At 47.1% G+C, this 11226-nt stretch carries 9 protein-coding genes; 3 read left to right on the top strand and 6 right to left on the bottom strand.

Annotated elements, in window-relative coordinates:
* Positions 1–12 precede the first annotated feature (12 nt).
* The 3 genes from fabF to ACLI1A_RS08895 form a co-directional block, all read right to left on the bottom strand.
* Positions 13–1275: a beta-ketoacyl-ACP synthase II gene (gene fabF / locus ACLI1A_RS08905; RefSeq protein ID WP_411408286.1), complete on the bottom strand. Its 1263-nt coding sequence runs from the start codon at positions 1273–1275 to the stop codon at positions 13–15.
* Positions 1272–1706, bottom strand: coding sequence for a PaaI family thioesterase (locus ACLI1A_RS08900; protein ID WP_411408284.1), 435 nt, complete (start codon positions 1704–1706; stop codon positions 1272–1274). The genes fabF and ACLI1A_RS08900 overlap by 4 nt, the downstream gene beginning before the upstream one ends.
* Positions 1707–1779: 73 nt before the next feature.
* Positions 1780–2373 carry a TetR/AcrR family transcriptional regulator gene (locus tag ACLI1A_RS08895; protein ID WP_411408282.1) on the bottom strand — a complete coding sequence of 198 codons (594 nt, stop codon included), beginning with the start codon at positions 2371–2373 and terminating at the stop codon, positions 1780–1782.
* 161 nt (positions 2374–2534) lie between these two features.
* On the opposite strand from ACLI1A_RS08895, the gene ACLI1A_RS08890 reads away from it, so the two are divergent.
* On the top strand, positions 2535–2852 hold the full coding sequence (locus ACLI1A_RS08890) for an HPF/RaiA family ribosome-associated protein (protein ID WP_411408280.1): 318 nt from the start codon (positions 2535–2537) through the stop codon (positions 2850–2852).
* Positions 2853–2915: 63 nt separating this feature from the next.
* On the opposite strand, the gene ACLI1A_RS08885 is transcribed toward ACLI1A_RS08890, so the two are convergent.
* The 3 genes from ACLI1A_RS08885 to ACLI1A_RS08875 all read right to left on the bottom strand — a co-directional run bounded on the left by ACLI1A_RS08885 (position 2916) and on the right by ACLI1A_RS08875 (position 4274).
* A complete protein-coding gene (locus ACLI1A_RS08885) occupies positions 2916–3551 on the bottom strand; it encodes a hypothetical protein (protein ID WP_411408278.1) in 636 nt (211 codons plus the stop codon).
* A 12-nt stretch (positions 3552–3563) separates the two neighbouring features.
* Entirely contained in the window at positions 3564–3788 is a 225-nt protein-coding gene (locus ACLI1A_RS08880) for a hypothetical protein (protein WP_411408276.1), read from the bottom strand.
* 162 nt (positions 3789–3950) lie between these two features.
* Positions 3951–4274: a hypothetical protein gene (locus ACLI1A_RS08875; protein WP_411408274.1), complete on the bottom strand. Its 324-nt coding sequence runs from the start codon at positions 4272–4274 to the stop codon at positions 3951–3953.
* Positions 4275–4374: 100 nt separating this feature from the next.
* On the opposite strand from ACLI1A_RS08875, the gene ACLI1A_RS08870 reads away from it, so the two are divergent.
* Both ACLI1A_RS08870 and ACLI1A_RS08865 read left to right on the top strand, forming a co-directional pair.
* The gene (locus tag ACLI1A_RS08870) at positions 4375–4815 is read left to right on the top strand and encodes a nucleoside deaminase (RefSeq protein ID WP_411408272.1); all 441 of its coding nucleotides are present in this window, start codon (positions 4375–4377) and stop codon (positions 4813–4815) included.
* Between the two features lie 575 nt (positions 4816–5390).
* A complete protein-coding gene (locus tag ACLI1A_RS08865) occupies positions 5391–10904 on the top strand; it encodes an alpha-2-macroglobulin family protein (RefSeq protein WP_411408270.1) in 5514 nt (1837 codons plus the stop codon).
* Positions 10905–11226 lie beyond the last annotated feature (322 nt).

Below are 11226 nucleotides of genomic sequence, written 5' to 3'. Positions count from 1 at the left end.
CTTAGTAGCTTCTTACAACACCTTTTTAAACAAGCTGCTGGCGGTATGCCCACCAAAACCAAAGGTATTGTTCAGTACGTATTTTAGGTCTGCCTTTTGGCTTGCGCCGATAACCAGCTTTGCATTAGCCGGAATACGTTCGTCAAGGTTAGCCACCTCGGTATTGATTGTACCGGGGATAATACCATCGCGCAATGATAGTATACTGATGATACTTTCTACAGCACCGGCAGCACCCAGCAGATGGCCTGTCATACTCTTGGTAGCGGTAACAGTAATATCATTCCCTTCAAAAACGGTAGCAATACCGGTAAGTTCGCCTATATCGCCCAGCGGAGTAGAAGTAGCGTGCGCATTTACATAGCCTGCGGCAGCTACCTCATCCGGAGAAATACCCGCTTCTTTAAGCGCACGTTTCATGCCCAGTATAGCACCAAGCCCATCGGCAGGTGTACCCGTAAGGTGGTAGGCATCGGCAGCCATCCCCCCGCCTATTAGTTCGGCATAAATTTTAGCACCACGCGCCACAGCATGATCCCATTCTTCCAGTATAATCGAACCCGCGCCCTCGCCTGCCACAAAACCGTCGCGGCTTTTATCAAACGGGCGTGAAGCACTCTGTGGGTTATCGTTGTTTTTGCTCAATGCCTGTGCCGCACCAAAACCGCCTATAGACGATGGTGTAAGTGCAGCCTCGCTACCACCGGTAACCATTATGGTAGCCTTGCCCATACGTATGGTATCGGCAGCAGCAATTATAGCCGAGTTACTCGACGCGCAGGCCGAAACCGTAGCGTAGTTAGGCCCGTGCAGGCCGTAGCGTATAGAAAGCACACCCGCAGCAATATCTACAATCATTTTAGGAATGAAGTAGGGGTTAAATCGCGGTGTACCATCACCCGAGTGGAACTCTTTTAATTGTTCTTCAAACGTGCCTATACCACCGTTTCCGGTAGCCCATATTACGCCCACATCATAGCGCTCTTCTGCACTCATGGCTGCAAAATCGATACCCGCATCTCGCAGGGCTTCTTCTGTAGCTGCTATGGCATACTGGGTATACAGGTCGTATTTTTTCAGTTCTTTCTTCTCAATGTAATCTTCGCCGTTAAAGCCCTTAACCTCACAAGCAAAACGCGTTTTAAATTTAGAAGCGTCAAATTTAGTAAGGGGGCCTGCGCCGCTTTTACCGCCTACAATGCCTTCCCAAAACTCGGCAACAGAATTACCAAGCGGGGTTATGGCTCCAAGGCCGGTTACTGCAACTCTTTTCATTTTATGTCAGTTTTTATAAGATTCGAATATCCTTTGGCTAACAGCCTTGTTTTGTCTTCATTCCATACATCAGCGTGTATGTTTACTATTTGCCGGCCTTTTTTTACCACCCGGGTTTCGGCAATGATAACATCTCCGGCACGGGCTGAGGCAAAATAATCAACGGACAAATTTACGGTAACATGGAAAACTTTTTCGCCATAAACAATTAAAGTTGCACCCATGGCATCGTCTATCATAGCAGCCATAACACCACCATGAAGGGTACCAAACGGGTTAGTCATCTCAGGGCGAACAGTATACTGAAACACAAGGCTACCTTCTTCCACCTTTAATATTAAAGGTTTCAGCCAGTTCATAAACGGCGACGGCGAACCTTCTACCTCTTTGGTTTCAAACTGCCTTAAAAAGGCTGCTTCTCTTGTATCCATAAAACATTTTTATATTTTAAATACCGAATGTTATATTTTATAATACCAATCGGTATAATATTATTCAAAAAAATTATTTCGCTACATCGTTCACCATACGTTTGGCTACTTTAAGAGCCGCGTTCATTACATCATTGTGTCCGGTAAGTTTCCACAGCATTACTCCTCCCTCTATCACTGCAATAAACCCATAGGCAAATTCGGCGGCATCTACACTCTTTCGAATCTGCTTTTGTTCCTGCCCTTCTTTAACAATACTTTCTACATTGCGCTTCCACATTTGCACAGCCATCTGGGCTCTTTTACGCAACTCAGGGTGGGTATCGTCTGCCTCGGTAGCGGTATTCAGCACCGGGCAACCGTATTGTAGTATTGCATCCTTAGGCATTTCGGCATAAACCGATATATAGGCTTTCAGTTTATCTATAGCCGATGTATGCTTGCCTCCCAGCCTCTCGCTGATACGGTTTACAACCCTGCGGTAATTGTAGTCAAAAGCTGCAAGGGCCACCTCATCCTTATTTTCAAAGTTGCCATAGATACTACCCTTTGTAAGGCCGGTGGCTTCGGTAAGGTCTGATATAGACGTACCCGCATACCCCTTGCGGTTAAACACCGGGGCGGTTTTTTCTATAATAAACTGTTTTGTTTTTTCAGCCTTAGTCATGGTACAAAGTTAGCAAATAAATATACCACTCGGTACAAAAGTCATAAATTTTACTTATGCTGATATAAATCACATTTTGGTATTTAAACAAATACTAATTTTAATGTAGGAAAACAGAAAATTCCGTAACTTTAAACAACGAACCTTAAAATGTAAAAGCAATGCAAGTACATTTAAATACTGACAACCACTTCGACGGAGCAGGAAGAAAAGAAGGCTACTGGAGCGAAGTAGCACATGAAAAACTAAAACGATTTGAAGAACGAATATCAACACTGGAAATACACCTTGCTGATGAAAACAGCGGGGCAAAGCATGGTGCCGAAGACAAAAAATGCACCATTGAGGCGCGTGTAAACGGTTATTCGCAACTATCAGCCAGCTGCAAATCAGACAGTATAGAAAAATCCATACTGGGCGCACTGGACAAACTAAAAAGCGTACTGGAACACGCCCTGGATAAAGCAAAAACACATTAATACAACCCACATAGAACACTAAAAGCTCCCCATGGGAGCTTTTATTTTTTTTATAGCCTAACATTAACGCAGGCGGGTAGTATCTTTTACTGCTGCGCTGTCTACCGGGGTTACAATAAACTCTCCTGTTAAAGCTTTTGGTATTTTTTCAACCTTTTTATTTTCTATTAAAGAATCTACAGGCTCAGGAGCTGCCATACCTACAGCGTATGATTCACTTAACTTCCCTTTTTCTTCTTTAGTAGCTTTAGGCTTCTCTTCTTCAACTGAACCATAAAACAGCGCCGCATCTCCTCCCCCACCACCAACCATAGGGGCTCCCGTTGTATGCTCGGGTTCGGGTGCTATAGCAGGTTCGCCTTTTGTATTATTACAGCTGAACAATGTAGTACCCATACACACCAGCAGCGCCAGGGCAAACATCTGTATACTGCTCAGCGGCCTTCGGGCTATACGGTTTACCAGTGCCGGTGGCAGCAGTGGCTTTTCGGGTGGGGTGAGCTGCTCTGTACGGAAACGCCCACATACCTTCTGCCCTTTATGCTGCTCAAAGAAGCTTGCCACCCCATTATCATCCATTGCAGTAAAGTCGACAACGGTCTTTTGGCACAAGCCACAAAAACGCCCTTTGTCTTCGGGTGTCATGGCATCCCAGTTTTCATGGCAGGGCTTTGGTATAGAAATATTTACAGACTTCATTTACAGTTGGTTTTATTTTTTAAAACGAAGATCCTCAATATTTATTTTATCCATTTTAATCTCAACAGGCGGTGGAGGAGGCGGAAGATATTTCTCGCCGGGCATAACTACAATAACCCTCTTTATGTTGGAGTCTTCGCATAAATCAAAATAGAGGGTGTCTTTTGCAACCTGCAAAAAATCATCCATTTCATGCCCATTGCCCACGTGGCACGTTTTAAATTCAGAATATGGCATGGTATCCTTGTCATATTTTGGTTTAGGAGGTTGAATTGTATCATAATAAACCACATCCTGTTCCGCTTTATCAGTATGCCTACAACCGCAAACAAAATACCCGGCTGCAAAGCACAGCACGGGTAATAGGATATTTTGTGTATGGCCTCGCATACAGTACGTTTATTTCCTTCCTTTTATCCTCCAGCCAACAGCTGAAGAATCAGAAGGTACTGTTATCGTGTCGGTAGCGTCTCCGGGATAATCATCACCCGGATAACCCGGCTCACTCACCCCTACGCTATCGTCTGGATAAACAATAGTGTCAGAAACCACTACGGTGTCAGAAATTACATAACTACTGTCGGCAATAGTGGTAGTATCAGTAATGGTATCGGCTCCAATAAGTGAAGCATTTTCATTAACGGCGGCAGGGTCATCGGCTTCACAATGTATGGAAACCACAGCCACTGCAAGCACCAGTGCAGAGATAAAAATTCTTTTCATAGCAAGATTGATTTTTTTGGTTTAACGAATGTTATGCAATTTTATTCCCTTAAAGATAATGATTTACTGATAAGTAGCTTTAAAAATGTATTTTTGCGCCATGGAAAATCCTTTTACCCACGAGTATTTTATGAAGAAAGCCTATCAGGAGGCTTTAACTGCTTTTGACAAAGGCGAAATACCCGTAGGAGCTGTAGTGGTGGTAGACAACCGCGTAATAGCCAAAACCCATAACCTTACCGAACTCCTTACCGATGTTACCGCCCATGCCGAAATGCAGGCCATAACAGCAGCGGCAGGTTTTCTTGGTGGAAAATACCTTACTAACTGCACCATTTACATTACCCTGGAACCCTGCCAAATGTGTGCCGGTGCGCTGTACTGGAGCCAGATAAGCCGCATAGTATACGGCGCCCACGATACCCACCGTGGCTACACCGCCATGGGAGGAAAACTGCACCCGAAAACCGAAGTGATTACCGGGATTATGGAGGAGGAATGTAGCGCCCTGATGAAGGATTTTTTTAAACGGAGAAGATAGTTTCAGGTGTTTTAAAATTTTGCCACAAACACTACGCCTTTTCACAACGGCCACAAAGCAAGTCTTATAGTTTCGTATACACTACGTTTTTAATCCTGATTATCAGGATTGAGGACACAAGGTTGGCACGTCATGCCTCGTGTGCTTAGCAGCTTGGAACAAGCCTTAATCCATAGAACTTTGAGGCCGTCGTGAAAAACCTTCGTGCTCCTTGTGGTAAAAAATACTGCACCTGATAATCAGCTTTCGTACAACAATTATTCTTGCAAATATCTTAATGATAACCAAAGATTTACGCTCTCTTGCTATTGTAGAAAAAAAAATTATTAACTTCACACAATATTTATCGGCTATATATAGTTATAGCAAAAATTGAGGGTTGAAAAACCACAAGGTTCACAAAGGTTTTTAATAAGTTCACAAGGTTGTTCTGTATTGCTTTTGCGGGCCGCACCCCTCCTACGCCATACCTCCTTGTTCCCTTCCGTAAAACGCCCCCGTGCCCCGCGTGCCACGCAATCTTCTCGGGAACCAAAAATTAAAAAAACGACCTTAACCTTTCACAGACCAGCGCCATGAAAACACTAAAACTGGTGTGCTGCCTTGCGGCCATCACATGGTTTTTTAATGCCTGCCAAAACGATGCAGGCCCTGAGTTCGACTCAGATTTTTCCCTCTACCGCGATTACATTACCAATTTTTCCTCCGGGGTCATTTCCACCAAAGCCGACATCCTTGTGGGGCTGGCCTTTACCAAAAGCGAATGGGTACAGGACCAGGAGCTCAGCAACGATTACTTCAGCATTTCGCCTGCCGTAAAAGGGAAAGTAACCCTTTTACCCGACAACACCCTTGCTTTCCGTCCCGAAAAACGGCTGGAGCACGACAAGGAGTATTACGTAACCCTGCACCTGTCTAAATTCATTAAGGTGCCGGACAACCTGCGTGATTTTAAATTCCGCGTGAAAACGCTGAAACAGGATTTTATGGTAACGCCAAACGACCTGCAAAGCTATGACCGCGACACCCAGTACCTGAACGTTACCCTGAAAAGCGCCGACAACCTGGATACTAAAATTGCCGAAAAGCTGATTACCGCTACACAAAATGGCCGTAAGCTTGAAGTGAAGCTTGTTAGCACCATGCAGGGCAATGCCGAATTTAACTTTGTTATAGACGGCATTAAGCGCGAGGCTCAGGACAGCAACATTACCATAAGCTGGAACGGCAAGCCTTATAACATAGAGCAGGAAGGCAGCACTGAGTACACCATACCCGGCAAGGATAACTTTAAGGTAATGAGCGTACAGGCCGCCGAGGGCGATAACCAGACGCTGCTCATCAATTTCTCTGACCCTGTGCGGAAGGATCAGGATTTTAGCGGGCTTGTAGCGGTGGAAACCGTTAAGGGCATTACATTTTCTACCGAGGGCAACCTGCTTAAGGCGTACTTCGCCGAGCCGCTGAACGGCAGCTTTTTGGTCGAGGTTTTCCAGGGGATAGAAAGCACCGAAGGCTACAAGACCAAGACCACGTTTTCTGAAAAGGTAGTATTTGAACAGCTGGCGCCACAGGTACGCTTTGCCAAAAATGGCAGCATACTACCCGCCAGCAGCAACCTGAAACTGAACTTTGAGGCCGTAAACCTCAGTGCCGTAGACGTGCGGGTCTACCGGATATTTGAAAGCAATGTTATGCAGTTTTTGCAGGACAACGATATAAACGAAAGCGGCTACAGCCTGCGTGATGTGGCTTTGCCTGTTGCCAAGACCAAACTGGTACTGAACAGCAACAAAATGTTGAACTATGGCAAGTGGAATGCTTTTGCACTCGACTTATCTAAACTGGTAAAACCCGAACCGGGCGCTATTTACCATATAAAACTATCCATGCGTAGGTCGTACTCGCTGTACCAATGCGATGGCGAGGAATCTGCCACTGACAGTACCGACAGTGAAGAGGAATCCGGCGACGATGAAGCCGAAGAAGAAGACTTCACCGAATACGACGACTACGATTATTACCATAGTGATTACGAATGGGACCAGCGCGAAAACCCGTGCAGTAACTCCTACTATTACGACCGCGAGGTAGAAACCAATGTGCTGGCAAGCGACCTGGGGGTTATTGCCAAAAAAGGCAAAAACAACAGTTTCTTCTTTGCCGTAACCAGCATTACCACTACCAAACCCATAGCGGGTGCCAGTGTGGCGCTGTACAACTACCAGCAGCAAAAGGTGGCTTCAGGTCAGACGAATAACGAGGGCATCGTTACCCTGAACAGCGACCGTAAGCCGTATTTTGCCATTATAAGACAAGGCAGCAATACTACGTACATAAAGCTACAGGAAGGCTACACGCTTTCGCTGAGCAACTTTGACATAGACGGCACCGAACTGCAAAAAGGGCTTAAGGGCTTCATCTACGGCGAACGCGGTGTGTGGAGGCCGGGCGATACGCTATACCTCAGCTTTATGCTGAACGACAAGGAGAGTAAGCTGCCCCCTACCCACCCCGTAAAGCTTCGCCTGAGCGACCCGAATGGCAAGATGATGCACCAGGCCGTACAGCCACGCAACAGCCTGAACCATTACACCTTTGTAGTGCCTACGCAAACCGAAGCCCCTACAGGCAGTTGGGAGGCTATGGTATCAGTTGGTGGGGCGCATTTTTATAAAGCTATTAAAATAGAAACCATAAAACCGAACAGGCTCAAGATAAAGAACGGCTTTGACGGGCACATGCTTTTTGCCAATAAAAAGAACAACGCCACTGTGAGCGTAGCATGGCTGCACGGTGCGGTAGCCAAAGGGCTTAAAGTGGAAATTCAGGCAAAATTCATGCAGCAGTCCACCACATTTAAGGGCTACCCTAACTATGTGTTTGACGACCCTGCACAGGATTTTGGTACCGAGGAGGTGAACATCTTCTCGGGCAATGTAGACGAAACTGGAAGCACCCATGTGAGCGTAGAACCTAAGCTGCAAACCCGCGCACCGGGAATGCTGAAGGCGGCCATCATTACCAAAGCTTATGAAAAAGGCGGCGATTTTAGTACTGATGTGGTTTCAGCGAGCTATTCGCCTTACGATACTTATGTGGGTGTGCGCATGCCGCAGCCTAACAAATATGGTATGCTGGAAAACGGAAAGAGCAACCGCTTTGAAGTAGCTGCAGTAGATGCAAACGGCGTACCGCGTGCAGGCCGCAAGCTGGAAGCCAAAGTGTACAAAGTAGAGTGGCGCTGGTGGTGGGATACCGGTAACAACGGCGTGTCTACCTACAGCAATGCCGTGAGCAATACCCCGGTGTATACTACCCAGCTTATGACCGGTGCCGACGGTAAAGCAGCCTTTAACTTTAGTACCGACAAAGAAGAATGGGGCAACTACCTGGTACGCGTTACCGATGTGCAGGGAGGCCACTCGGCAGGTGGTACCGTGCTTATCGACTATCCGTACTGGAGCGGGCGCAGCCGTGCCACAACGGGCGAGGAAGCCGCCATGCTAATGTTTACCACAGACAAAAAGAAATATGCCGTAGGCGAAAAGGCTACCATATCCATCCCTTCAAGCGAAGGAGGCCGTGCGCTGGTTTCACTGGAAAACGGCACTAAAGTGGTAAAGACTTATTGGGCACAAACCAAGAAAGGCGAAACCCAGTTGCAGATACCTGTTACAGGCGACTTGGCACCAAACGTATACGTACACGTAACACTGCTTCAGCCGCATGCATCCACCAAAAATGATGCGCCGATACGCCTGTACGGCATAGTGCCGATAGAGGTGGTGGATAAATCGACCGTACTGGAACCGCAGATAAGCATGCCCGATGTACTGCGCCCCGAACAGAAAACCACTGTAAAAGTGAGCGAAAAGCACGGCCATGCCATGACCTATACCATAGCCGTGGTAGACGACGGCCTACTGGACCTTACCCGCTTTAAAACCCCGGATGCCTGGACGGCTTTCTATGCCAAAGAAGCGCTGGGCGTTAAAACATGGGACGTATACGACCAGGTAATCGGTGCGTATGGTGGTAAGGTAAACCAGGTATTCAGTATAGGTGGTGATGCCGATATGGGCGGCGGCAAGGCGAAGAAAGCCAACCGCTTTAAACCCGTAGTAATGTACTACGGCCCTTTCAAACTGGAGAAAGGCCAAAGCCGTACACATACCCTGCAATTGCCTAAGTATGTTGGTTCGGTGCGTACCATGGTGGTAGCCGCCGATGATAAAACCAGCGCTTACGGCAGTACCGAAAAGACCACTCCGGTACGCAGCCCGCTGATGCTATTGGCTTCGCTGCCGCGTAAGGTAACGCCGGGCGAAAAGGTATCGCTTCCGGTAACGGTATTTGCCATGGAAAAACAGATAAAAGATGTAACAGTACAGCTGAAAACCAATAACGGACTGAAAGTTATCGGGACGGCTTCGCAAAAAGTGAGCTTTGCCCAGCCGGACGAAAAAGTGGTGTATTTCGACCTTGAAGTACCAAATACTTTGGGCATTGGTAAAGTCACAGTTTCGGCAACGAGCGGTAAGGAGCGCGCCAGCTACGATGTGGAGCTGGATGTAATGAACCCGAACCCGGTTACCACTTCGTTTAAGGAAATTGTACTGAAACCGGGTGGTTCGGCTACCATTGACTGGCAACCGTTTGGCGTGGCAGGCAGCAACAAGGCAAGGCTGGAGGTATCGTCGTTCCCGAGCATCGACTTTAACCGCAGGCTCGATTACCTGATACAGTACCCGCACGGCTGCGTGGAGCAGACTACCTCATCGGTATTCCCGCAGTTGTATCTGGCCGACATTGCCGATATTGACCAAAACCGTAAAAACAAAATACAGAAGTATGTAACGGCAGCCATTAAAAAGCTGCAAAACTTCCAGACCGGCAGCGGTGGCTTTGCCTACTGGCCGGGCAACCCTGAACCCGATGAGTGGGGCAGCAGCTACGCCGGGCATTTCATCGTAGAAGCCGAGAAAAAAGGCTATGCCCTGCCGCTGAACATGAAAAAACAATGGCTGAATTACCAGAAAAACATCGCACGCGAATGGCGCTATACTTCAGGCAACCATAATGATATGGAGCAGGCCTACAGGCTGTATACACTTGCGCTGGCAGGTTCGGCTGACCTTTCATCCATGAACAGGCTTCGTGAAACACCGGGCATCGGCAATGAGGCCAAACTGCGCCTTGCTGCCGCTTATGCGCTGGCCGGGCAAAAAGGCGTAGGCCAGCAATTATTGGCACAAAGCGTACTTGATGAAACCAATGAGTACAGCTACTATTACTACGGTTCGCCGGAGCGTAACAGGGCCATGGCACTGGAAACACTGATTGTGCTTGGTGAGAAAGAACGTGCCTTTAACCTGGCTACAAAACTTGCCAAGCAGATGAGCAGCAACCAGTGGATGAGTACACAAACCACGGCCTATTGCCTATACAGCATGAGTAAGTTTGCCCAAAGCAACGGCCAGAAAGGTATTGACATAGCGTATACATCTAACGGTAAGGGCGGTTCGTTAAAGACTGCCAAGACCTTTGCCGACCGTGTGCTGGATGTGGCTGCCAACAATAAGGTAACACTGCGCAACAACAAGCAGGGCAACCTGTATGTAAAGGTGGTGTACAGCGGCATACTCCCTGTGGGCCAGGAACAAACCGAGCAGCGCGGGCTGAGTTCGTCTATAGTATTTAAGGATCGTGCCGGCAAGGTGATTAACCCTGCTACGCTTTCGCAAGGTACCGAGTTTGTAGCCGAAGTTACTGTGGGCAACCGTAAAGGCGAACGTGTGGAGAACATTGCGCTGACGCAGATTATACCAAGCGGTTGGGAGATAGTAAACACGAGGTTTACCGACTTCGGCAGCTTTGCCGAAAACCAGGTGGACTATACCGATATACGCGACGACCGTACGAATTTCTACTTCAGCATGAAGCCGAACGAGAGCCATACCTTCAGGATATTGCTCAATGCCAGCTATGCGGGTACGTATTACCTGCCTGGTGTACAGGCAGAGGCCATGTATGATAACAATTATGTAGCAAGGACCAAAGGCCAGTGGGTTAAGGTGGTACGGTAATCGATATTAATGACAGTGAACGCGATGACAACAAAACAGAAATTAGTATTGCTTTTAATATACTCGAAACCCGGTATCAATAGTATATACAGCCTGGTTAAGATTTTTGAACGACATGACTTTCCTGCCGAAATGGGGGCTAATCTAAAGCCTATGTTAGAAAAGGGTTTAATACGAGTCTCCCAGAATTTTGATAATGGGACACCTTCACACTATGCTATTACCAATGAAGGCGAAGCATATCTCTTAAGTGAGGACATTGAACCTGAGATATTGGATTATGTGAGGAAGTTTGAGCAACCTAATGTACTGACAGAGATTA

The organism is Flavobacterium sp. RHBU_3 (assembly GCF_046613565.1).
Classification (GTDB): Bacteria; Bacteroidota; Bacteroidia; order Flavobacteriales; family Flavobacteriaceae; genus Flavobacterium.
Note: the sequence above shows the minus strand (reverse complement) of the source record. Positions and strands in the feature narration are given on the sequence as shown.